Source organism: Sphingomonas sp. HMP6, assembly GCF_013374095.1.
GTDB lineage: Bacteria > Pseudomonadota > Alphaproteobacteria > Sphingomonadales > Sphingomonadaceae > Sphingomonas.
Map to the genome: position 1 here is coordinate 1,594,398 of NZ_AP022672.1, position 22,954 is coordinate 1,617,351.

Consider the following 22,954-nt stretch of genomic DNA (forward strand, 5'->3'; position numbering starts at 1 on the left):
GGGTCATGCAAGGCGTGCCGCAGCCATGATCGACAATCTCGCACTTGCGATCAGCCACGGGTTGATCGCGCTGACGGTGTGGGTGCTGCTGCGCCGTCCCGATCTCGACCGGGAGGATGCGCCGCCCGAGCAGACCGAACGCAAGCCGAAAGGCCGCCCGCGTGCGTGATCTCGTCTTTGTCGCCTTTCTTGGGGCCTTCTTCGCGGCCGGCTTTCGCAAGCCGTTCATTTTTGTGCTGGCGTACGTCTATATCGACATCGTCAGCCCGCAGCGGCTGACCTACATTCTGCTCAACGCAATCCCGATCTCGCTAATGGCCGTGGCGCTGACGGTCGGCGGATGGATGCTGGCGGACGACAAGACCGACACCCGCGTCGCTCAGCGTCAGGCGCTGATCGTCCTGCTGCTTATTTATTGCGGCATCACCACGCGCACTGCGGATTTCCCGATCGATGCGCTCGGCAAATGGGATTGGGTGTGGAAGTGCCTGGCCTTCGCCGCCTTCCTGCCGCTGACGCTGCGCACGAAATTGCGGATCGAAGCGCTGCTGCTCGTGATGATCGCGTCCGCCGCGTCGATCATCATCATCGGCGGGATCAAGACGATCGCCAGCGGCGGCGGTGGATACGGCACGCTCAACCTGATGGTGTCGAACAATTCGGGGCTATACGAAGGGTCGACCATTTCGACCGTCGCGGTCGCGATCATCCCGCTGATCCTGTGGTTCACCAAATTCGGCACGATCTTCCCGCCAGATTGGAAGGTGAAGGTGTTTTGCTACGCGTTGGTCTTCGCCTGCCTGCTGATCCCGGTCGGCACCTCGACGCGTACCGGGCTGCTGTGCATCGGCCTCGTCGCGGTGCTGATGCTGCGCGATACCAAGCGCAAGGTCCTGTATCTTTGCCTGCTGGGTGCCGCAGGGCTTATGGCGGTGCCGTTCCTGCCGTCTTCGTTCACGGACCGGATGAGCACGATCAAGACCTATAAGGCCGACGAATCGGCCTCGACCCGGCTCGCCGTGTGGGGCTGGACTTGGCAGTACGCGAAGGACAACCCGATGGGCGGCGGCTTCGAAATGTACCGCCAGAATCAGATTCGCTACGACACCGAAAAGGTCGAGGGCAACGCGCAGAATGCGACGATCGACAAGAAACTGACTGTGGACAAGGCGCGCGCCTTCCACAGCGCCTATTTCGAAATGATCGGCGAACAGGGCTTTCCCGGCCTCGTCATATGGTTGTTGATCAACCTGATCGGCATCGTTCGGATGGAGGTGCTGCGGCAACGCTATCGCAAAGCCCCGCCCGATCAGGCGTGGGTCGCGCCGCTGGCCGGCGCGCTGCAATCCGCGCACATCGTCTATCTGCTCGGCGCGGCGTTCATCGCGATCGCGTTTCAGCCGTTCGTCTACATGCTGATCGGTGCGCAGATTGGCCTCGACACCTATCTCGCGCGCAAGCGGAGCCAGGCGGCGTGGCGGCCTATGCGCAAGCCGCGCGCGGCGCTACCGGTCGAGGCAGCGGCGTGATGCAGCGCCACGAATTGCGCGCGCTGACGGGCATGCGCGGGATCGCGGCGTGGTTCGTTGTGCTGTACCATATCCGCCTGTCGATCGCCGGCCTGCCGCCCTTCCTGCTCGACATCTTCGCCAAGGGCTATCTGGCGGTCGATTTCTTCTTCTTGCTCTCGGGCTTCGTCATCTGGCTGAGCTGGGGTGACCGACTGCGGAGCGGGGGTTTGTCCGCCGTCTCGGGGTTCCTGTGGCGCCGGATCGCGCGAATCTGGCCGCTCCACTTGTTCATGCTCGGCTGCGCCGTCGCGCTCGCGCTGTTGCTCGCAAGCGTCGGGCGGCACGATCCTGCGGTCTACCCCTTCGCCGAACTGCCGCTGCACCTTCTGTTGCTGCAGAATTGGGGCTTTACCGATCACCTCGCCTGGAACGATCCGAGCTGGTCGATCAGCACCGAATGGGCGGCGTATCTGCTGTTCCCGCTGCTGGCGTTCGGCATGGATTGGCGGCGCGTGCCGAGCTGGGCGGTGATAGCCGCGATCGCTGCATCGTTGGTGCTGCTCCACGCACTGATGGCCGACGCGCCAACGCTCGGCACCGACATTGCAATCTTCGGACTGCGCCGCTGCCTGATCGAATTCACGGTCGGCTCGGCGCTCTGCGCGCTGTGGCTCCGGTGGCGCGACGCGCCCACCCTACCTTCCTTGGCGATGTTGGCGGTCGCAGTGTCAATGCTGTCCGCGCGAACCGCCGGGGCACCCGAGACACTCACCATCCCTGCCGCCTTCGCCGCGCTGCTGCTGATCCTGGCGCTCATCTCGGGACGACGCGGCAACCCGCTCGAATTCCAGGCGATCCATTATCTCGGCGAGATCAGCTACGCGACCTATCTCGGCCATTTCCTGCTGTTCGTGCTGTTCAAGCTCGCCTTCGTCGACGACGCGCACGCAATTCCACCGATCCTGATCGCGCTGTATCTCACGCTCGTGCTGGGCAGCTCGGTCGCGCTCTACCACCTTGTCGAGCGGCCAGCGCAGGATTGGATGAACCGGCTCCCCGCAATATTGCGGAGAGCCGGTCCGAAAGCTCAGGCGTCCGCCAGCTCTTCCTGAAGTGCTGCAAGGATCGCCGCGTTGAATGCCGGAATGTCGTCCGGCTTGCGGCTGGTGATGAACTGGCCGTCGCGCACGACTTCCTCGTCCACCACATCTGCCCCGGCATTCGCGAGATCGGTCCGCAGCGACGGCCAACTCGTCATGCGCTTTCCGTCCACCACATCGGCCTCGATCAACAACCACGGTGCATGGCAAATGGCGGCAATCAGCTTTTCGTCATCGGCGAATTCCTCGATGATCTCGATCGCCCGGTCTTCCATTCGCAGCGTATCGGGATTGGCGACGCCGCCCGGCAGCAGCAGCGCGGTGTAATCCTCGGTGTCGACGTCATCGAGCACCATGTCGGGCGTGATCGTGTCGCCCTTCACGTCATGCTGCATCCCCTGGATCGGGTCGGTCTTGATCGAGGCGAGCGTCACCTTGACACCGGCATCGAGCAGCGCCTGACGCGGCTTGAACAGTTCGTCCTGCTCGAAACCATCGGTCGCGAGGATCAGGACGTGCGCATTGGAAAGATCGGCCATTGGGGGGTCTCCGGCTTGGGGTAAAGCGGTTGGGGTTCACGCCGCTCAACCGATGAGCCGCCCCGGTCGTTCCGGAACGATGCGACGGCCCGTGCATTCTCATCGGCCATGGCCAAGATCACGTATCACGATGACAGCGCACCCGGCATCACGCGCAAGAAGATGCGCCACGGCTGGGGTTATTTCGATGCGAGCGGCGCGCGTATCGCAGACCGTGACGAGATCGACCGGCTGAACGCGATCGGCCTGCCCCCCGCCTATCGTGACGCATGGTTCTGCCCCAAACCGCATGGCCATATTCAGGCGGTCGGCTGGGATGCGAAAGGCCGCAAGCAATATCGCTATCACACCGGTTTTCGCGAAACACAGGAAGCCGCAAAATATGAGGGCTGTGCGAGCTTCGGCCAAAGCCTGCCCAAATTGCGCGCGCGGATCGATGCCGACATGGCGCTCCCCGGCGTCAGCCGCGAGAAGGCGGTCGCGGCGGTCGTTCGCTTGCTCGATCTCGGGCATATCCGCGTCGGGAACGAAGGCTATGCCAAGGCCAACAACAGTTTCGGCGCCACCACGCTGCGCAACCGCCACGTCAAGGTCGCGGGCAATGCGTTGAAACTCAAATTCCGCGCAAAATCGGGCAAAGAGCGGGTGATGACGATCACCGACAAGACGCTCAGTCGCTTTGTAAAGAAATGTCAGGATCTGCCCGGCCAGCACCTCTTCCAATGGCTCGACAGCGAAGGCGAGCCGCACCCGGTGTCCTCCTCCGACGTCAACGAATATATCCGGGAGGCGACCGGCGGCGATTTCACCGCGAAACATTTCCGCACCTGGGCAGCAAGCGTGATGGCGTTCGAAACGCTGGCGAGCGCGAAAGCCGATATCGGCCTGAAAACCCTGTTGCTGCCGGTGTCCGAGGCGCTCGGCAATACGCCCGCCATCGCGCGTAAATCCTACGTTCACCCCGCCTTGTTAGCGCTGGTGAAGACGGGCCAAGCGGAATTCCGTGCCCAATTGCGCTTGCCGCGCAGCACCCACTATCTATCGCGCGCCGAACGCGGGCTTATCGCGTTCCTCGAACCCGGCGCGCCAGCGGCGGTACGCCACGTCGCCTGAAAGTTATGACATGACGACCAGTAACACCAGCACTGCCATCCTGCCGCCGATCAAGGTCCAGGATGTCGATCAGCAATTGCGCGGCCTCGTCGGCGTGACCTATCAATGGGTCGGCACGCACTGGCTTCAAATCCTCATCGCGATCGGCGTGGCGAGCGTGATCGTGATCGCGCTCCATGCGATCCGTCGCTTTGCGCGGGGATATTGCGCACGGCAGACCGGCGGTCGCGTGCGCTGGGGGTCGGTGGCCGCACGTGCGGTGGTGCAGACCGGCAACGTCTTCATGGTCGTCGCCGCGGCCAAGATCGTCTCCGCCGCAAATTTCGCCGGCACCCCGGTCGAGGTGCGCGGCACGATCGATTTCCTGTGGATTCTCGCCGCCGGCTATCAGGCGGCAGTCTGGGCGCGTGAAATCATCATCGGGACGATCGAACATCGCACCGCTGGCGAACATTATGCCGGGGAGGCGATCGGCAGCGCGATGGGCATCATCCGCCTGCTCGTCGGCTTCGCGGTGTTCGCGATTGCCGGAATCGTCATCCTCGACAATCTCGGCGTCAACGTCACCGGTCTGGTGGCGGGTCTCGGCGTCGGCGGCATCGCGATCGGTCTGGCGGCGCAAGGCATCTTCGCCGATCTGTTCGCGGCGCTGGCGATCATCTTCGATCGCCCGTTCCGGCGCGGCGATACCATCTCCTACGACACGACCACCGGGACGGTCGAAAGCATCGGCCTGAAATCGACCCGCGTCCGGGCGGCAACCGGCGAAGAGCGGATCATCGCCAACAAGCAATTGCTGGAGAAAGAGATCCAGAACATCACGCAGCGCGATTACCGCCGCATCGTGTTCACGCTCGGCCTGGTGCAATGGACGCCAATCGAAACGATCAAGCGCTTTCCGGCGATGCTCAAGGAGGTGGTCGAGAGCTGCGACCTGAAATTCGTCCGCGCCGGCTTCATTAAATTCGGCGACAGCAGCTACGATTTCGACCTCGAATTCGATTCCGAGCATTCCGGTTTCAAGGAATTCTTCGACGCCCGCCACGCGGTCGGCGTCGCGATCATCGAGCGGATGAATATCGAGGAGATCAGCCTCGCCTATCCGACGCAAACCGCCTTCACCGCTGCGCCCGATGGCGGGCTGATCCTGCCCTATCCCGAGGCGCCCGTGCGGGCGGTGACGTCGTCGTCCGACACGGCGCGCTTGACGCCCGACCAATCGACGCTCGGCAGCGCGAGCGAGCCGGAGGGGTGAACGGAAGTAGAGTAACGATTAGTTGCTGCGCGGTATCTTTTTTACCTTGCTTCTATATCGACTAATTGCAGCAGCTCCCGCCTCTAGGACAAACATGGGAATCTGAACAGCACATCGGACCGCTTGAGCAGCAGGTCATACCGGAGCAGGGCGAGCAGCAACCGCCAGTTTCCGTTGTATCGCTTTGCACTTTTATCATGCTAGCGTTGACCGGCATCGTTGTAGCGCGACTCCAAGACGCCAATTTTTTGGCTGTGCATTTGTTTTTACCGAAACTTTGAGTTGATGCAAATTTACCTGTAAAGTTATCACTTACGGTCGCTTCAATTCGGATTTGACCACGGCCGATTCCAGGAAAGGTCGTGGATACCATATTCTCCAGAGATAAAGTTAAAACTGGCTCCGCCGCCTTAAGCCAAGCATCAGATTTTGCTAGGTAAAGTAAGTTAGATAGAGTGACAGTCTTTCGCTGTTCAGTACCGGCCATCCTTATTTGCGTTTTTAACGAGTACCCATCTTGAGTCGCTCGCATAATCGTTGCCGCACTTCCATCTTCGATTACAAATTTTGGCTTGCCGATTATCCGATCGCCTTCATAGAGATTAAGGGTCACATAGTATAACTTTCCATGCGCTTTTTCTGGAATTTGAGAAGAAGATGAGGATATCGCAAATAAAAGGGACAAAAGAATACAAAACACATAACGAAACATGGTTGTTCTCCTGCGTTTTATAGGGGTAAATCACGATGCTATATTGTTGTCAATCCCTCGTCCAAACTCAACAACGTCGCATTCCCGCCCGCACTGGTCGTATCCACAGAAACCGCGCGCTCGACCACGAAGCGGTGCAGATAATGCGGTCCGCCCGCCTTCGGCCCGGTGCCCGATAGCCCCTCGCCGCCGAACGGCTGCGACCCCACCACCGCGCCGATCATCGACCGGTTGACGTAGAGATTGCCGACGGCAGCGAGCGCCTCGGTCTCCTCGGCGGCGCGCGCGATGCGGCTGTGCAGGCCCATCGTCAGGCCGTAGCCCTTGGCATTCACCGCGCGGATCGTGTCGGCGAGTTTGCCCGCAGGCCAGGTCGCGACGTGGAGGATCGGCCCGAACCATTCCTGCGTAAGCGCATCGATCCGGTCGATCCGGATCAGCGTCGGCGGCACGAACAGGCCATCCGCCGGAGCATCGAGCGTCTTTTCGATCTTTGCGCCCGCACGGTACGCCATCAGCCGATCATACGCCGCCTGATCGATCACCGGCCCGACATCGGTCGCCGGATCAGCCGGATCGCCAAGCCGCAGCGTATCCATCGCGCCCTTCAGCATCTCGATCGTCGCCTCGGCGATCTCCTCCTGCAACAGCAGCAACCGCAACGCCGAACAGCGCTGCCCGGCCGAACGGAACGCCGAGGTGATGACGTCGGCGACGACTTGCTCGGGCAGCGCGGTCGAATCGACGATCATCGCGTTGATCCCGCCGGTCTCGGCGATCAGCGGGACGATCGGGCGGCTGTCGTCCTCCAGCAGCGAGCGCGCGATCTTCCGCGCGGTGGCGGTCGATCCGGTAAAGGCGACCCCCGCAATGCGCGGATCAGCGGTCAGCGCCGCGCCAACCTCCGGGCCGCCGGGAAGCAGAACCAATGCATCGCGCGGCACGCCCGCTTCGTGCGCCAGTTCAACCGCGCGCGCCGCAATCATCGGCGTCTGCGGCGCTGGCTTGGCAAGCACCGCATTACCCGCGACGAGGGCCGCGACGGTCTGGCCGAGGAAGATCGCCAGCGGGAAGTTCCACGGCGCGATCGTCGCCCAAACCCCGCGCCCGTCGAAGCGCAGCACGTTGCGCTCGCCGGTGGGCCCGGGGAGTTCGACCGGCTGCAACCCGTCGCGCGCTTGCTGGGCGTAATACCGACAAAAATCGACCGCCTCGCGCACTTCGCCGAGCGCATCGGGAATGGTCTTGAACGCTTCCTGCACGCAGATCGCCATCAGTTCGTCGCGATGCGCCTCCAGCAGATCGGCGAGGCGATCAAGACACGCGGCGCGGTGTTCGACCGGGGTGGCGGACCAGGCGGGGAAGGCTAGCGCTGCTCTACCGATCGCCTCTTCTGCTCCCCGGCGAAGGCCGGGGAGCAGGGTTGCAGGAGACATCGCTTGAGGCCCTGGGCTCCGGCCTTCGCCGGAGAACGAGACGGACTTTACCGTCGCCTCCAGCACCGCCCGATCCGCCAAATCCAGCCCAGCCGAATTCCGCCGCTCCGCCCCAAACAAATCCACCGGCAACGGAATGCTCGGATGCCGCGCGCCACCCACCGCAGCGATCTTCGCCACCGGGTCCGCCAGAATCTCCGCCTCGGTCAGCCGCTCATCCGCAAGCTGATGCACGAAGGAAGAATTCGCCCCATTCTCCAGCAAACGCCGCACCAGATACGCCAGCAAATCGCGATGCCCGCCGACCGGCGCATAGACCCGGCAATGATAGCCATTCTCGCGCACCAGCCGCTCGTACAGCCCGTCGCCCATGCCGTGCAGCCGCTGGAACTCGAAGTCGCGCGAATTACCCGCCCATTCCATGATCGTCGCCACAGTCAGCGCATTGTGGCTGGCAAACGCAGGCCGGATCGCAGGCGCATCGAGCATGTCGCGCGCCACCGCGAGATACGACACATCGGTCGCCGCTTTCCGCGTGAACAGCGGATAATCGGCCAGCCCCTCGACTTGCGTCCGCTTGATCTCGCTATCCCAATAGGCACCCTTCACCAACCGCACGTTCATCGTCCGGCCAAGTTCGCCCGCCCAGGCGACGACTGGCCGCGCGCGCTTGCCATACGCCTGCACCGCCATGCCGAAACCGTCCCAGCCCTTCAGGCTGGGCAGGCCCGCCACCGTGCCGATGATGTCGAGGCTCATCTCCAGCCGCTCGCTCTCCTCGGCGTCGACCGTCAGCGCGATCCCCAGCCCAGCCGCCTGCACCGCCAGCGCCTCAAGCATTTCGGTCAGCGCAGGCACGCATTCGTCCCACCGCGCCACCTCATAGCGCGGGTGCAGCGCCGACAATTTGACCGAAATCGAATGCCCCGCCGCCGCATCACGCCCCACCGCCGCCACCGCATCGGTGTACGCCCGGAAGTACCGGGCCGCATCGGCCTCAGTCCGCGCCGCCTCGCCCAGCATGTCGAAGCTAGCGGTGAAGCCCTTATGCTCGGGCTTGCGCATCCGCTTCATCGCTTCGTCGATCGTGCGGCCCATCACGAAGATTTCGCCCATCATCCGCATCGCGGCGCCAACCGCCTGCCGCACGAACGGCTCGCCAGCGCGGCTGATCAGGCGACGCAGCGACGATGGCTTCTCCCCCTCGCCCACCAGCGCACGCCCGACGACCAGCCCCCAGGTCGCGGAATTGACCAGGGTCGAGTTCGATTTGCCCGTGTGCGCGCGCCAGTCGGCATCCCCCAATTTGTCGGCGATCAGCAAATCCGCCGTCTCCGGATCGGGTACGCGCAGAAACGCCTCGGCCAGCGACAGCAAGGCAACGCCCTCGGACGAATTGAGCCGATATTCCTGCAGGAACTGGTTGACCCACCCCTTGCCTTGCGCCGCGCGCAAGTCCGCAAGCAGCCCGGCGGCGTGCCCCAGCGTCCGTTCGCGCGACTCGGGGGTGAGCGCGGCACGCTCAAGCAGCGGCTTTAGAACATCGGGTTCGCTCGCGCGGTGCAGCGATGGCATGGATTTGCGGGCATTGGACGCTACGTCAGGGGTCATGTTCCGGTTTCCGGTCGGGTGAGGCTTGCGCGCGGCGGGCCTCGGTGCCATTTGCCGCGCCACGCGCCTATGCGACGATTTGTCCTTGAGGGGAATGCCGTGACCAGCATCACAGTCCAGGAAATGGCCGGCCGCATCGGCACCGAACAGGTGTCCGACTGGGTCGAGGTCAGCCAGGAAATGATCGACAAGTTCGCCGACGCGACCGGCGATCACCAGTTCATCCACGTCAACCCGGCGATGGCGGCGATGACGCCGTTCGGCGGCACGATCGCGCACGGCTTCCTCACGCTGTCGCTGATGCCGTTGCTGTCGTCGAAGATCATCGACGGCGTCACGATCGAAGGCGTCAAGATGGGCGTCAATTACGGCGGCAACAAAGTCCGCTTCCTCCAGCCGGTGCGTTCCGGCAAGCGCGTCCGCGGCCGCTTCAAGTTGCTCAGCTTCGATGAAAAGCGCCCCGGCCAGTGGCAGCAGACCAACGAATTCACCGTAGAGATCGAAGGCGAGGAAAAGCCCGCGATGATCGCCGAATGGATGTCGCAGATTTTCGTTTGAACCTCCCTTAAAGCCCTCTCCCGCCTTCGCGGGAGAGGGTTGGGTGAGGGCCTTCTTCTCTTCGACGTCAGAAACAGAAGACCCTCACCGACTTCGCCCAGGGCCGCGTGAAGAACGCGACCCAAGTCTCCGTAGCCTCTCCCGCGAATGCGGGAGAGGGCAATAAAGGAAAAGCCCCCATGCGTTCCGCCGTCATCGTCTCCACCGCCCGCACCCCGATCGGCCGCGCCTATCGCGGTGCCTTCAACAACACCCCCGCCCCGACCCTCGCGTCGCATTCGATCAGGGCCGCCGTCGAGCGCGCCGGGATCGAAGGCGGCATGGTCGATGACGTCGTGTTCGGCTGCGCGCTGCAACAGGGCCATCAGGCCGGCAACATTGCGCGCACCGCGCTGCTCCGCGCCGGCCTGCCCGTCACCGTCCCCGGCATGTCGGTCGATCGTCAGTGCGCCTCGGGCCTGATGGCGATCGCCACCGCCGCCAAGCAGATCATCACCGACAACATGCAGATCGCCATCGGTGGCGGGGTCGAGAGCATCAGCCTCGTCCAGACCCCGCAAATGCGCGTCGCCGCCGACCCCGAACTGATCGCGATGCACAAGGATGTGTATATGTCGATGCTGGTCACCGCCGAGACGGTCGCCAAGCGCTACAATATCAGCCGCGAAGCGTGCGATGAATATGCGCTCGAATCGCAACGCCGCACTGCGGCTGCGCAAGCCGCCGGCTATTTCGATGCCGAGATCGTCCCGACCAGCGCAAGCATGGCCGTCACCAACAAGGAGACCAAGGAGGTCACCTATAAGGACGTGACGCTCGCCAAGGACGAGGGCAACCGCCCCGAAACGACGCTCGAAGGCCTGCAAGCGCTCCAGCCCGTCATGGGCCCCGGCATGAACGTGACCGCAGGCAATGCCTCGCAGCTCTCGGACGGCTCCTCGGCCAGCGTGCTGATGGAGGAAAAGCTCGCCGAGCAACGCGGGCTCCAGCCGCTCGGCCGCTATGTCGGCATGGCCGTCGCGGGCACCGAGCCCGACGAAATGGGCATCGGTCCCGTTTTCGCCATCCCCAAGCTGCTCGAACGCTTCAATTTGAAGATGGACGATATCGGCCTGTGGGAGCTCAACGAAGCCTTCGCCGTGCAAGTCCTCTATTGCCGCGACAAGCTCGGCATTCCGAACGAGCTGCTCAACGTCAGCGGCGGCGCGATCTCGATCGGCCACCCCTACGGCATGACCGGCGCCCGCGCGACCGGCCACGCGCTGATCGAAGGCAAGCGCCGTGGTGCGAAGTACGTCGTCGTCACGATGTGCATCGGCGGCGGTCAGGGTGCTGCGGGGTTGTTCGAGGTCCTCTAACGCCTTGAATTTGCGGAATTGAGAAAAGGCGGCGTCGGATCGACGTCGCCTTTTTTCGTGTCCGGCACAGGCTGCCCGGAGATTAGGCTCGTCTTCGGCGAGGCTGAATCCTTCTCCGTTCGCCCTGAGCTTGTCGAAGGGCACCTCGAAGCCTTCACACGGCGTGTAGCGGAGAGCAGGGCTTCGACAGGCTCAGCCCGAACGGAAACTGAGGTGATCACGCTTCAAAGAAAGCGCCTAAGGCTCGCCCGCGCACCCAATTCGCGTTCCGTTCGTTACGTGGTCCGATCGCCATCCGGCGGATCGTATCAAGGGAACAGGATGATGAACGGTACCACGCTCGAAGGTCAGGCCCAGTCGGTCGCAGGCTCGGTCAAGCAAGCCGTCGGCACCGCGACCGGCGACAATTCGATCAAAGCGCGCGGCGCGAGCGATCAGCTCGTCGGCGATGCCAAGCAAGTGTTCGGCGCGGCGACCGACGCGATCGGCAACCCCGGCCCGCTGATCGACAAGGCCCGCACCTTCGCGCGCGATCGCCCGTGGGCAACCGCGGCTTTGGTCGGCACGATCGCCCTGGCCGTGTTCAACACGCTACGCGGCAAGTGATGGGGTTCCGGGGGCGCGGTGCGTCCCCGGAACCGGGCGGGCTGGTTGTGGAAGGCGTGGCATTCTGAACGAAGTGCTGATCGGCAGCGGCGGCGCGATCTCGATTAACGCGTGAAGTGATTATCTCGAATATAAAGGATCAGCGCATACCTGCGATAATCAAGAGCTCTTCAACGACAACGCGAAAATCAGCGCCATTTTTATCAATGTCTGGACGAACTGCATTAAACCGCCTGCTGTGCGCCGATTTATCGCCCACATCTTTCAACCTAGGCATAGCTGCTTTGGCATTGCGGCTCAAATTCCAGCTTGTCTCAGATACCGCCCGGTCGATCAGGTCGCGGAGGAAAAGAAAATCTCCACTCGAATTCTGAATTTTTTCCGCAATGCCGTGCTTTTCAAAGGCTTCGATAATCAACGTCTCCAGCAATCGCCGCAGCATCACTGCGCAAGCATCGTACCACCCCTGTGAATAGGCGCCGTTGGCTTGGTTCGCAACTTTGACGAGGTAGCCCCGAGTGTTATCGAAAAAGATGGCGGGGATGATTGCATTCCTCGGCGCTGGCACGCCTTGTACTGGAGCCCCTAACCTGATCTATTCACCGGCAGCGTTTCTCAGCCGATGGGTCAGCGCAGGCGTCGTGTAGCCGCAGGCAGGGCGCATGGGTCCCAAGCGCCTGTCTCATCGCGGGTTCACAGTTTGGGGCGGAGTTGATGGGCGGGGTTCGTTTGGCGGCCACTGCCGCATCGATCATGGTCCCGTGGTGCGCAAGTTGAGCGCGATGGATCGGAACAGCGCGGCATCGGGACAGGCGCTTGCGAAGGCGATGCGGATGCGGCTGGTGGTTTCGACGACGCGCGCGGCGACCTTGAGCAGCCGCAGGCGGATGGTCGCGAACTCGGCGGTGCGGAGCGTGGCGGTTGCGGGCATAGCGTGCCGCACGGCCCACATCAGCCAGTAGGCGGCGGTGTGAAGGATGAGCCGCATCTGATTGGCGTTGGCCGAGCAGCAGGAGGTTCGGTCGCTCTTCAGCTGCGTTTTATGCAGCTTGATCAAGTTTTCCGCCTGGCCGCGGGCGCAGTAAAGCGTGTCATAGATCCGTTCAGCGCTGCCCTCGGCAAGCGAGGTGACAACGAGGCGGATGTCGAGGCCGAGGCTGCTCGCCTCGATGCGAGCAACGACGCGACGTTCGGTATTCCCCCAGGTTTTCGCAGCGTAGCGCGTCTCTGCGTAACGCCTTAGTTCGACCAGTCCCTGCAATGCCCGGTCGGTCGCGCAGGCATCGCCTTCCCGAACGATGACGGGATCGGCGTGGAGCGTGCGGTTGCCGGGCAGCCCGAAGATGTAGTCGATTCCGTTCGCCTCGCACCAGGCCATCGGCTCTGGCCGACCGTAATGACCATCGCCGCGCAGCGTGATCCGGGTATCGGGCCAGTGGCGACGGATACGTCGCACGAGCCGGCGAACATGGCCGGCGACTTCCTTGCCCGACGGCGTTTTGCCGGTGCGCAGCAGCATCGCAACCGGCCGCCCGGTAGCGGTGTCGTAGACATGGATCGGCAGGAAGCAGCGCTCGCCGTAGTGGCCGTTCCAGAAAGAGAGCTGCTGCGCGCCGTGTACGACGTCGACGGTATCATCGATGTCGAGCGTCACCGCCGCAGGTGGCACGGGGTAGCTCGCGCAATAAAGGTCGACCAGCGTACCGGTCAGACGGATCAACTCGCGCGTAGTCGGCGCGTTTTCCCACCGGCTCATCGTCGGCTGGCTGGCCAGCCCGAACGGATCACCCGGCAGTTTGCCGAGCGCCAGCTTGAACCCTGGATCATGCCGCAGGGCGTCGAGATCATTGGCGTCTTCATACCCACACGAGATCGCGAGCATGCGGGCGCGCAAGATGTCGGCGACCCGGTGGATCACCCGACCCTGATCGCGCGGATCAGCGATGCAGGCGGCGAGCCGATCCGCGATCCCCAACCGCCGCTCGGCCTGTGCGAGCAGTAGCACGCCGCCGTCCGACGTCAGCCGACCGCCGTCGAACGCGGCGGTGATTTTTCGACCACGAATGGCTGGGAAGGTGAAGGAGAACCCACTATCGTCGGCCATGGCGGTCGTGGCACTTTCTGTCTGGAGCAGAGGGATGGCGTAAGCACCCTTTCTCTACTCCAAACCAAAGACTTAGACCACGATCGCCACCACCGATTATCGCTCCCGATGAATAATCCGGGCTAAGACCGCACTAACATCTTCTTGTATTGCTTTCGCGGCTTTGAATATTTCCGGCTCTGCGATCACGTCTGCGAGCCATACAGATGTTTAGCCATGCTAGCGAATATCTGGTCAATTTGCTCTACGCTCGCATCCGCAGAAATATGGACTTGAACGTCGATATGCAAGTTTGGGGCTGTGCCCCGGGCATTGGTCGGGTGTTTGCCTTCTACGGGCGCGTGCAATGTCGTAGTTTCGAAATGTTCAGCCTCGGCAGGCACAGCCTGGCTGCTTTTCGAAAAATCAGCTTCCTTTGCCAAGTTTTTGAAGGTGGCAACCGCCTTTGATATGGCCTGTCTTCCAGCTTTGGAACTCTGTGAAAAAACATTCTCGAGATCAATGCTGGGGCGATCATGTGCGTCTGGATAAACGCCGTACAATTCAGAATATCCGGTTCTGATACCCTCAGCGAGCGCGGTGGGTCCCTCGGATCCACGGAATTTCTGCCACAACGCAGTCGGAGCCTGGCTACCGTCTATCAATTGAGCAACCTTCAGTACGCCGATAAGCGAGCCGTCGTTGCTGGAGGTAAAGCCGATTGTTTTCAGCCACGCATTTGTGACCTTCGGGAACCCCAACTGTTTTAATTTTGTCCAGCAATGGCTTAATTTTGCCTGCAACCGTCGTATAGATAACGTCGCCCACTCGCTCCCCCTCTTTGCCGCACGTAGCCTACCTGTTCATTGCAGCTTATGCGACTGAAGTTAAGTGGATTCTAATTCGGACCACCCGACTAAGAAGCCGGCAAAATTCATGGCGCGAATGACAAATGGCCGCTGGAGTATGGCGGCCGGGTAGTTGAAGTGCCGATATTAAGCTAAGTAATTCGTACGCTAGAAGTGAACGTCAGGCAGCTTGTATCTCGTCATCACTCGAAAGTTGCCTTCCCCTCTCGACAAAAACCCACCCCCCTGTCCTACACCTCCACCCTTTGCCATAATCGGTGCGGGTCTTTGAAATCGCCGGTCAGCACGCTAGCCACGGGGCGGGAGCGCACCCACCCGTGATGTCGTGACTCGTGTGACTTTACGCGGACAAGCGAATGCGCCGCACCCCGCCCGGGCCATCACCCCGACGCCGCAAACGCTGCGGTTACGCCTAACCTTAGCCTAACCTTTCGCACCCGTTTTGAGCGGCACTTTCGGCACTTTCGGCCCGCCTCAACCGTGCGCGGCGATCCATTCCTCCAGCACCGGGGCGATCTTGGTGCGCCACTTCGAGCCGTTGAAGATGCCGTAATGCCCGGCACCCTCAGCCATGTAATAGCGCTTCTTGTCCTCAGGCAGGTTGGTCGCGATGTCGAGTGCGGCCTTGGTCTGGCCGAGCCCCGAAATATCGTCCTTTTCGCCCTCGATCGCGAGGATCGCGATATCGGTGATCGCGGCGGGATCGACCCGGCGGCCGCGGTGCAGCATCTCGCCCTTGGGCAAGGCATGGTCCTGAAACACTACGTCGATCGTCTGCAGATAGAATTCGGCGGTCATGTCGCAGACCGAACGGTACTCCTCGTAAAACGCCTTGGTCGCGTCGGCCTCCAGATCCTCGCCGTCGACCAGATGTTTGAACATCTCGTAATGGCTCATCATGTGGCTGCCGAGGTTCATCGACAGGAACCCGGCGAGCTGCAGAAAGCCCGGATAGACTTTCCGTCCGGCACCGGGATATTGTGCCGGTATCGTGGCGATCACATTCTGGCTGAACCAGCTATGCGGCCGCTCGGTTGCCAGCGTGTTGACCGAGGTGGGGGCCATCCGCGTATCGACCGGCCCGCCCATCATGGTCAGCGTCTTGGGGCGGCAGGGATTTTTGTCCGCGCTCATCAAACAGGCGGCGGCGTAGCACGGCACCGAAGGCTGACACACGGCGAGCATGTGCGTGCCGCCCGCACCGTCATTCGGGCCGATCGCCTCCAGGAACGCGATGAGATAATCGACATAATCGTCGAGATCGAATTTGCCGTCGGACAGCGGCACTTGTTTCGCATCGCGCCAATCGGTGATGTACACGTCCGCCACCGGCAGCATCCGCTCCACCGTGCCGCGCAGCAATGTGGCGTAATGGCCCGACATCGGCGCAACGATCAGCAGCTTCGGCCCGCCGGTGACCCCAGCGCGAGCAAAGCGCTTCAACTGGCCAAAGGGTTTGCGCAGCACGATCTCCTCGGTCACCGCGACGCTCTCGCCGTTGATCGTAGTAGTGTTCAGCGCGAAGTCCGGCTTGCCGCGTGGTGCGGCGGCGTGGGCAAACACCTCCAGCGCCGAACTCAGGATCTGCCCGCCGCCGAAATAGGCGAAGGGATTGGCCGGGTTGTTGAGCAATTCCGCACTGAAATCGGCCATCGCGCCTGCGCTGGCCAACATCGATTTCTGCATTTCATACGCACTGTACAGCATACCGGACATTCCAATAATCGAGGTGCCACCATAGCGGCGGCGCATTACGGTTCGCTTAAGCTTATGCCGCACTGCGGCAAACGGCAACTGGTCCTTTCGCATCCGTCACCAATGCGATTGAGGCTTGCTCCGCGTCCTGCTAGGCGATCCGCATGGCCGATATAGAACCCGCCGTCCCGATCGAAGCAACCGCAGCGACAACGCCGCCAGAGAAGCGCAAGCTCAGCAGCCTGGTGATGATTTGGCGCTTCGCCTCGCGCTACCCGGCGCAGCTTCTGATCGCACTCGCCGCCTTGCTCACCACCTCGGCCGCCACGCTGTACATACCGTGGAGCATCAAGTCGGTGATCGACCAGGGCTTCACCCACGGCACGACCGATGCGCATCATATCGACACGATCTTCTACGGCCTGTTCGCGGTGGTCGGCGTGCTCGCGATCGCGACGGCGCTGCGTTTCTACTTCGTGTCGTGGCTGGGAGAGCGCACCGTGGCCGACGTGCGGATGGCGGTGCAGTCCAACCTCCTGACGCTCGCGCCGCGCTGGTTCGAGGAGAACCGCCCGTCCGAGGTCGCCTCACGCCTCACCTCCGACACCGCGCAGATCGAAGTTGCTGTCGGAACCACCGTCTCGGTCGCTTTGCGCAACACGCTGACCGGGATCGGAGGGCTCATCTCGCTCTTCGCGCTGGCGCCGAAGTTGGCGGTCATGCTGATTATCGGGATCCCAATCGTAGTGCTGCCGATCGTCCTGCTCGGCCGCCGCGTTCGGAAGTACTCGCGCTCCAGTCAGGACCGCATCGCCGATATCGGCGCGATGGTGGTCGAGACGTTCGGCGCGATGAAGATCGTTCAGGCATTCGGCCAGGAACGGCGCGAGGCGGAGCGCTTTGCAAAAGCGGTCGACAGCAGCTTCGCAGCGGCCAAGCGCCGCATCACGATCCGCGCGATCATGACCGCGCTCGTCATCGGCCTGCTGTTCGGCGCGGTGACGCTGCTAATGTGGTCGACCTTCGCCGATGTCGCGGCGGGACGGCTGTCGGCTGGATCGCTGACCGCGTTCATCTTCACCGCCGGGCTGGTGACGGGCGCCTTTACCGCCCTGACCGAGGTGTATGGCGACCTGCTCCGCGCATCGGGCGCGGCCGAGCGGCTGGCCGAACTGCTCAACGAAGAACCCGAGATCCGCGCGCCTGCCAAGCCGACCACCCTGCCCGTTCCCGCCCGTGGCACGCTGGCGTTCGAACATGTCGAGTTCCGCTACCCCACCCGCCGCGACGTGGCGGCATTGCACGACTTCTCGTTGTCGGTCGCACCCGGCGAGACGGTCGCGATCGTCGGCCCGTCGGGTGCAGGCAAGACCACGCTGTTCCAGTTGATCCAGCGCTTCTACGATCCCGATGCCGGCCGCGTGCTGATCGACGGCGTCGATCTGCGCGAGGCCGACCCGGCAGAAGTCCGCGCTCGCATCGCGATGGTGCCGCAGGAAACGGTGATCTTCGGCGCATCGGCCCGCGACAATCTGCGCTATGGCCGCTGGGACGCGCATGACGACGAACTGTGGGCGGCAGCCGAGGCGGCCAATGCCGCCGAGTTCCTGCGCAAGCTGCCCGAGGGGCTCGATACCTATCTCGGCGAAGGCGGCGCGCGCCTCTCCGGTGGCCAGCGGCAGCGCGTCGCAATCGCCCGCGCGCTGCTCCGCGATGCGCCGATCCTTCTGCTCGACGAGGCGACCAGCGCGCTCGATGCCGAGAGCGAGCGGCTCGTCCAAGAGGCGCTCGAACGGCTGATGTCGACGCGCACCACGCTCGTCATCGCCCACCGCCTCGCCACCGTGCGCGCGGCACGGCGGATCATCGTGATGAGCGACGGTCGCATCGTGGAGAGCGGATCGCACGGGACGCTGGTCGATCAGAACGGCCTCTACGCACGGCTGGCGAGTTTGCAGTTCAGCGAGGCGGCATGATCGCCAAATAACCGTCACCCCGGACTTGTTCCGGGGTCCACCGTGCCGCAAGATGCGGCATTGCCGGTTGAGCGGTGGACCCCGGAACAAGTCCGGGGTGACGGAGGGGTATTATGACACGCGACTTCGACATCATCGTATATGGCGCGACCGGCTTCACCGGGCGGCTCGTGGCGGAGTATCTCTCTCAGACCGGTGCCAAGCGTTGGGCGATGGCGGGGCGTTCGCTCGCCAAGCTGGAGGAAGTGCGTGACCTGATCGGCGCGCCCGCCGACACGCCGCTTGTCACCGCCAATGCCGACGACCCCGCCTCACTCCGATCCATGTGCCAACGCACGCAGGTCGTTCTCACCACCGTCGGCCCGTACCAGCTCTATGGCAGCGACCTCGTCGCCGCCTGCGCCGAGACCGGCACCGCTTATGTCGATCTGTGCGGCGAGCCAGCCTGGATGCGCCAGATGATCGACGCGCACCACGAAACTGCGAAAGCGTCGGGCGCGCGGATCGTGTTCAGTTGCGGCTTCGATTCGATCCCGTTCGATCTCGGCGTGCTGACGCTGCAGGACGCCGCCAAGGAAAAGTTCGGCCACGCCATGCCACGCGTAAAGGGGCGTGTACGAAAGATGCAGGGCGGCTTTTCGGGCGGCACGGCGGCGAGCCTGAAGGCGACGCTCGCTGCGGCCGCAAAGGACCCGTCGCTGCTTGGGCTTCTGATCAACCCGTTTGCGCTCGCCCCCGGCTTCACTGGCCCGAGCCAGCCCAAGGGCCTGCTGCCGGAATATGACCGCACGATCGAGGCGTGGGTCGCGCCCTTCATCATGGCGCCGATCAACACCAAGAACGTCCACCGTACCAACTTCCTGCTCGGCGGATCCGGGTACGGCGCGGACTTCGTCTATGACGAGATGATGGTCGCGCCGGGCTTGGGCGAGATGGGCAAGGCCGCCGCAGAGGCGATCGCCAAGCTGAACCCGCTCTCCAGCGACAAGGGCCCCAAGCCTGGCGAAGGCCCGTCGAAGGAGGAACGCGACGCCGGTTTCTACGATCTGCTGTTCATCGGCGAAGGCCCTGGTGGCGAGCGGATCGACTGCGTCGTCACCGGCGACCGCGATCCGGGCTATGGATCGACCAGCAAGATGATCGCCGAGACCGCGCTGTGCCTGGTCGAGGATGTAACCGGAGACGGCGGCATCTGGACGCCGGGCGCGCTGATGGGGAAAGTGCTGGCGGACCGGCTACAAGCGCGCGCCGGGCTGACCTTCCGGGCGGGGTGAGGTCGTTCCTCTCGGGCCATTGCAGCTGCGGATGGGAAGCGTCGCCCTTCTCACCCTGCTCTATACCGTCGGTAAGGCGCTCGCCTTGTTTGCGTAAAGCGGCATCGAAGGCCGTCACATCGGGGGCGAGATACGTACAACGCCGGCACGTAACGACCGACGTCCCCCGGTTCCGCTCGGCCTTCACCTATAATTGGAGGTAACGCAGACCATAGAACGGGCCGTCATGGATTTCGCAGGACAGAACGACCACGCCGTATTCGACGATGCGGCCGTCGGCACCGAGCCGATCGCGGACCCGGTACCCGACTATCTCCAAATCCTCGAGAACATTGTCACCCATCTCGAAGACGGGTTTGATCACCCTGAAATCTGGCAGCTTTTGAGCACCGCGACGCCAGCGGAGATCGCCGATCTGCGCGGGCTAACTGAAGGTCTGATCGACAGGCAGTCCGGCACCGTTCTAAAATCACTCACCGTCCTGCTCGGCCTGCTGCAAGCGCTCGCCGGTGATCGCGCCACGGGGCTGACGACGCTCGATCGGCTAGCGGTGCAGAATGCCCACTGCCCGCAAGTGGCAGGCGCGCTGTTCTTCGTGCAGCGCCACGGTCAGGGCGGCCCCTCCCCCGATCTGTCGGACCGCTTCTGCGACTCCCCCTTCGTCAAGTTCGAAACGCTGATGGACGGCAGCGTAGCGCCGTGTTGCTCGATCTGGACGCAGCAGCGGCTCGGCAACCTCGACGGACAAAGCTTCGCGCAAATCTGGAACAGTGAGTCGGCCCAGGCGATGCGTGCGAGCATCCTCGACGGCAGTTACCGTCACTGCAACAAACAACGCTGCAGCTTCATCATCGACGACGTACTTCCGAAACGCGATGACGTTACCGACCCCGACCTGCGCCATATCATCGACGCGAGCGTCACCGAAATGGCAAAGGGGCCGCGGTGGCTGTTTTTGGCGCATGACGTGACGTGCAACCTGGCGTGCCCGTCGTGCCGCGGCGGCATTGAGGTTGCCGATGCGGAGCAGGAGCGGCGCTTCGCGATCATCGAGCGCGACGTGTTTGGCCCGCTACTCAATGCCGAGGGCGAAGTGTTGATCTCGGTCTCGGGTCAGGGTGATCCGTGGTCGAGCCCGCATTACCGCTCGATCCTGCGCTACATGTCAGACCACGATCTCGACGCGCGGCTCGATCTCCACACCAATGCCCTGTTGATGAACGAAGCGCGCTGGGCGCAATATCCCGGGCTCGAAAAGTATTTGCCGAGTGTGAACGTCTCAATCGATTCCTGCACGCCGTGGGTGTATGCCGTCCTGCGGCGACCCGGCACTTGGGCCAAATTACTGCCAAACCTGCAATTCATCGCGGCCAAGCGCGCACGCGGCAATTTCCGCGAATTTCACATCAACGCAACGATTCAGCTCGACAATTTCCATGAAATGCCCGCGCTGGTTGATCTCGCCGAGACGCTCGGCGCGGACAGCGTGCGGCTGTACATGATGCAAAATACCGGCGGGCATCTGGAGCATGATTTCGACCATAAAAATATCGGCTCGGCCAACCATCCGCTGCACGTCGCGTTCCTTGAGACGTTGCGCGACGAGCGGCTGGGGCGACAGATCGCCCATCTCTACGACGTCGCAAACTGGCGCACGCGGAGCTTTGAGCAAACGCTGCCCTCGGACAGCTTGCCGACCAACTACACGCTGCTCGACCTGCACGACGCGATCCGCGAGGCGCACGGTATGCCCGATCGCGTCGTCGCCTTATGCGCGGCTGGCCGCACCCGCTTCAGCGATGATCTCGATCTGTTGCTGATCGAGGCCAACGCGCTCGCCGAACTCGGCTTCAGTGCGCAGGCGCAGTATCGCCTGAACGAGCGGACCGCGCTTGGCGGCGAGGCGATCACCCTGCGCCCCCACTAACCATTGGCGGCAGAGCGCGGCGCTATTCGACGCTCACAACATGATGCGGCGCCGGCAAGAGCGCCTTGTCGAGCTTGGCCGACACGCCAACGCTCCGCCCGGCAAGATTGGGCACGCCATATCGCACCGCGCTGCCAAGCACCTGCGCGGACTGCGACAAGGTCATGTCATAGTCCTTTTGCAGCCACTGGATCAGCCCGACGCTCGCGCCCTTCAGCGCTTCGTCGAGCGAGCCAGCCTGGCCGAGCACCATGATCTGCGTCGGCGATTCCACGCGCGGCGTGGGGATCGCGTTCGCCTTGATAAGATCGACCGTGAACGTCACATCCATCGACGTCTCGAGCGCATATTGCGAGGTCTCGCCATCGCCCTGCAGCGCGTGTGCATCCCCTAGATAAAGCAGCGCACCCGGCTGCTGCACCGGCAGATAGACGATGTTGCCTTCCACCATTTCGTTGAAATCCATGTTACCGCCGAAGCGCCCGGTGTCGCCGGTCGATAGTGGCGGCGAGCCGAAGCCGGGCGCGACGGCGAGCCCGCCGAGCATCGGCCGCACCGGCACCGAATAGGCCGCGAGTGCGCCGGTCGCACCGTCCGGACTGGCGCGCCCGGTCGTGCGATCGAGCTTCCAGCGGACCGGCTTGCCGAGCTCCGCAGCCTGCGTCGCGAACGATGCGCCCAACGCACGACCGACGATCGTATCGAGGCTATCGGCATAATCGCGGTTCAACCTCAGCCGTACGAGCCGGACCACAAGTGTATCTCCCGGCACCGCACCCGCGATGAAGAACGGGCCGGTCTGCGGATTGCCGAACAAAGCGCGCGTCACACCCTTTGCATCGACACCGCCCGAATCGATCGTGGTCGTCCGCACGCTATCCCGCGGCCAGAGCGTCAGCACGGGCGCGCGGTCGGCGGCAAACGTATTGGAATAATCGCTCGGTACGAAGTCGATCGTCCGCGCCGGGCCGGCCGGGCGATCCGGCACGCGCCACGCGGTGAAGGCGTGCGACACCCGCACATTCGGCGTGTTGGTGTCCGGCCCCTCGATCGTGCCGCGCAAGCGCTGGCCAGTGCTCGTGGCCACCAGATGCGAGACCACACCGCTGCGATCGATGGCGTCGAAAACGATGCTCTTGCCCCGCACCTCGCCCGACCCGCGGTCTCCGTCGAGGTCACCGTCGAGCCTTTGCCCATCCCGCTCGAGCGTGAGCGTCGAAAAGGCGGGATTGCCCCACAGATCGGTACGCACGATCCACGTCTCGCGCGCCGATGCTCCGGTCGCGAGACACAGCAGGATTGCCGCCGCGCTCATACGCATGAAACTGTAT

Annotated in this window: 19 protein-coding genes; 11 read left to right on the forward strand and 8 right to left on the reverse strand. The window is 63.1% G+C overall.

From position 1 onward, the window contains the following. Window positions 1-25: 25 nt before the first annotated feature. The 3 genes from HMP06_RS07975 to HMP06_RS07985 are packed head-to-tail and all read left to right on the forward strand — an operon-like array spanning window position 26 to window position 2,623. Window positions 26-169 (forward strand): hypothetical protein, encoded by a 144-nt coding sequence (locus HMP06_RS07975; RefSeq protein WP_176496615.1) that lies wholly within the window; start codon window positions 26-28, stop codon window positions 167-169. Beyond that, window positions 162-1,529, forward strand: coding sequence for a putative O-glycosylation ligase, exosortase A system-associated (locus HMP06_RS07980; RefSeq protein WP_176496616.1), 1,368 nt, complete (start codon window positions 162-164; stop codon window positions 1,527-1,529). Before HMP06_RS07975 ends, HMP06_RS07980 begins: the two co-directional genes overlap by 8 nt. Beyond that, on the forward strand, window positions 1,526-2,623 hold the full coding sequence (locus HMP06_RS07985) for an acyltransferase family protein (RefSeq protein WP_232089916.1): 1,098 nt from the start codon (window positions 1,526-1,528) through the stop codon (window positions 2,621-2,623). Before HMP06_RS07980 ends, HMP06_RS07985 begins: the two co-directional genes overlap by 4 nt. Here the strand turns inward: HMP06_RS07985 and HMP06_RS07990 are convergent. After that, on the reverse strand, window positions 2,599-3,150 hold the full coding sequence (locus HMP06_RS07990; RefSeq protein WP_176496617.1) for a type 1 glutamine amidotransferase domain-containing protein: 552 nt from the start codon (window positions 3,148-3,150) through the stop codon (window positions 2,599-2,601). The two genes, HMP06_RS07985 and HMP06_RS07990, sit on opposite strands and share 25 nt — an antisense overlap. A gap of 108 nt (window positions 3,151-3,258) precedes the next feature. On the opposite strand from HMP06_RS07990, the gene HMP06_RS07995 reads away from it, so the two are divergent. Both HMP06_RS07995 and HMP06_RS08000 read left to right on the forward strand, forming a co-directional pair. Then, a complete protein-coding gene (locus HMP06_RS07995) occupies window positions 3,259-4,263 on the forward strand; it encodes a DNA topoisomerase IB (protein ID WP_232089917.1) in 1,005 nt (334 codons plus the stop codon). Window positions 4,264-4,273: 10 nt separating this feature from the next. Then, on the forward strand, window positions 4,274-5,518 hold the full coding sequence (locus HMP06_RS08000) for a mechanosensitive ion channel family protein (protein WP_176496618.1): 1,245 nt from the start codon (window positions 4,274-4,276) through the stop codon (window positions 5,516-5,518). Between the two features lie 61 nt (window positions 5,519-5,579). On the opposite strand, the gene HMP06_RS08005 is transcribed toward HMP06_RS08000, so the two are convergent. After that, window positions 5,580-6,230: a hypothetical protein gene (locus tag HMP06_RS08005; RefSeq protein WP_176496619.1), complete on the reverse strand. Its 651-nt coding sequence runs from the start codon at window positions 6,228-6,230 to the stop codon at window positions 5,580-5,582. A 38-nt stretch (window positions 6,231-6,268) separates the two neighbouring features. After that, complete coding sequence (gene putA, locus HMP06_RS08010) at window positions 6,269-9,277, reverse strand: bifunctional proline dehydrogenase/L-glutamate gamma-semialdehyde dehydrogenase PutA (RefSeq protein ID WP_176496620.1); 3,009 nt, start codon at window positions 9,275-9,277, stop codon at window positions 6,269-6,271. A 123-nt stretch (window positions 9,278-9,400) separates the two neighbouring features. On the opposite strand from putA, the gene HMP06_RS08015 reads away from it, so the two are divergent. The 3 genes from HMP06_RS08015 (at window position 9,401) to HMP06_RS08025 (ending at window position 11,799) form a co-directional block, all read left to right on the forward strand. Next, complete coding sequence (locus tag HMP06_RS08015) at window positions 9,401-9,835, forward strand: MaoC family dehydratase (RefSeq protein ID WP_269473427.1); 435 nt, start codon at window positions 9,401-9,403, stop codon at window positions 9,833-9,835. A 179-nt stretch (window positions 9,836-10,014) separates the two neighbouring features. Beyond that, window positions 10,015-11,193: an acetyl-CoA C-acyltransferase gene (locus HMP06_RS08020; protein ID WP_176496622.1), complete on the forward strand. Its 1,179-nt coding sequence runs from the start codon at window positions 10,015-10,017 to the stop codon at window positions 11,191-11,193. 324 nt (window positions 11,194-11,517) lie between these two features. Then, window positions 11,518-11,799 carry a CsbD family protein gene (locus HMP06_RS08025; protein ID WP_176498426.1) on the forward strand — a complete coding sequence of 94 codons (282 nt, stop codon included), beginning with the start codon at window positions 11,518-11,520 and terminating at the stop codon, window positions 11,797-11,799. A 139-nt stretch (window positions 11,800-11,938) separates the two neighbouring features. Here the strand turns inward: HMP06_RS08025 and HMP06_RS08030 are convergent, their stop codons facing one another. From HMP06_RS08030 to HMP06_RS08045, 4 genes are all read right to left on the reverse strand, one after another. Beyond that, window positions 11,939-12,244, reverse strand: a complete 306-nt coding sequence (locus tag HMP06_RS08030; RefSeq protein ID WP_232089918.1) for a hypothetical protein — start codon at window positions 12,242-12,244, stop codon at window positions 11,939-11,941. A gap of 306 nt (window positions 12,245-12,550) precedes the next feature. Then, entirely contained in the window at window positions 12,551-13,903 is a 1,353-nt protein-coding gene (locus HMP06_RS08035; RefSeq protein ID WP_176495742.1) for an IS1380 family transposase, read from the reverse strand. A gap of 185 nt (window positions 13,904-14,088) precedes the next feature. Continuing rightward, a complete protein-coding gene (locus tag HMP06_RS08040) occupies window positions 14,089-14,685 on the reverse strand; it encodes a DUF5343 domain-containing protein (RefSeq protein ID WP_176496623.1) in 597 nt (198 codons plus the stop codon). A 540-nt stretch (window positions 14,686-15,225) separates the two neighbouring features. Then, entirely contained in the window at window positions 15,226-16,458 is a 1,233-nt protein-coding gene (locus HMP06_RS08045; protein WP_176498428.1) for a polyhydroxyalkanoate depolymerase, read from the reverse strand. Between the two features lie 152 nt (window positions 16,459-16,610). On the opposite strand from HMP06_RS08045, the gene HMP06_RS08050 reads away from it, so the two are divergent. From HMP06_RS08050 to HMP06_RS08060, 3 genes are all read left to right on the forward strand, one after another. After that, window positions 16,611-18,422, forward strand: coding sequence for an ABC transporter transmembrane domain-containing protein (locus tag HMP06_RS08050; RefSeq protein ID WP_176496624.1), 1,812 nt, complete (start codon window positions 16,611-16,613; stop codon window positions 18,420-18,422). A 113-nt stretch (window positions 18,423-18,535) separates the two neighbouring features. After that, window positions 18,536-19,696 (forward strand): saccharopine dehydrogenase family protein, encoded by a 1,161-nt coding sequence (locus tag HMP06_RS08055; protein ID WP_176496625.1) that lies wholly within the window; start codon window positions 18,536-18,538, stop codon window positions 19,694-19,696. A 226-nt stretch (window positions 19,697-19,922) separates the two neighbouring features. Next, window positions 19,923-21,623, forward strand: a complete 1,701-nt coding sequence (locus HMP06_RS08060) for an SPASM domain-containing protein (RefSeq protein WP_176496626.1) — start codon at window positions 19,923-19,925, stop codon at window positions 21,621-21,623. 22 nt (window positions 21,624-21,645) lie between these two features. On the opposite strand, the gene HMP06_RS08065 is transcribed toward HMP06_RS08060, so the two are convergent. Continuing rightward, a complete protein-coding gene (locus HMP06_RS08065) occupies window positions 21,646-22,944 on the reverse strand; it encodes an acetamidase/formamidase family protein (protein ID WP_197940729.1) in 1,299 nt (432 codons plus the stop codon). Window positions 22,945-22,954 lie beyond the last annotated feature (10 nt).

Coding starts and splice junctions, on each gene's coding strand:
- HMP06_RS07975 (WP_176496615.1), top strand. CDS start 26: ATGATCGACAATCTCGCACTTGCGATCAGCCACGGGTTGATCGCGCTG.
- HMP06_RS07990 (WP_176496617.1), bottom strand. CDS start 3,150: ATGGCCGATCTTTCCAATGCGCACGTCCTGATCCTCGCGACCGATGGT.
- HMP06_RS07995 (WP_232089917.1), top strand. CDS start 3,259: ATGGCCAAGATCACGTATCACGATGACAGCGCACCCGGCATCACGCGC.
- HMP06_RS08000 (WP_176496618.1), top strand. CDS start 4,274: ATGACGACCAGTAACACCAGCACTGCCATCCTGCCGCCGATCAAGGTC.
- HMP06_RS08005 (WP_176496619.1), bottom strand. CDS start 6,230: ATGTTTCGTTATGTGTTTTGTATTCTTTTGTCCCTTTTATTTGCGATA.
- putA (WP_176496620.1), bottom strand. CDS start 9,277: ATGACCCCTGACGTAGCGTCCAATGCCCGCAAATCCATGCCATCGCTG.
- HMP06_RS08015 (WP_269473427.1), top strand. CDS start 9,401: ATGGCCGGCCGCATCGGCACCGAACAGGTGTCCGACTGGGTCGAGGTC.
- HMP06_RS08020 (WP_176496622.1), top strand. CDS start 10,015: ATGCGTTCCGCCGTCATCGTCTCCACCGCCCGCACCCCGATCGGCCGC.
- HMP06_RS08025 (WP_176498426.1), top strand. CDS start 11,518: ATGAACGGTACCACGCTCGAAGGTCAGGCCCAGTCGGTCGCAGGCTCG.
- HMP06_RS08035 (WP_176495742.1), bottom strand. CDS start 13,903: ATGGCCGACGATAGTGGGTTCTCCTTCACCTTCCCAGCCATTCGTGGT.
- HMP06_RS08045 (WP_176498428.1), bottom strand. CDS start 16,458: ATGCTGTACAGTGCGTATGAAATGCAGAAATCGATGTTGGCCAGCGCA.
- HMP06_RS08050 (WP_176496624.1), top strand. CDS start 16,611: ATGGCCGATATAGAACCCGCCGTCCCGATCGAAGCAACCGCAGCGACA.
- HMP06_RS08055 (WP_176496625.1), top strand. CDS start 18,536: ATGACACGCGACTTCGACATCATCGTATATGGCGCGACCGGCTTCACC.
- HMP06_RS08060 (WP_176496626.1), top strand. CDS start 19,923: ATGGATTTCGCAGGACAGAACGACCACGCCGTATTCGACGATGCGGCC.
- HMP06_RS08065 (WP_197940729.1), bottom strand. CDS start 22,944: ATGCGTATGAGCGCGGCGGCAATCCTGCTGTGTCTCGCGACCGGAGCA.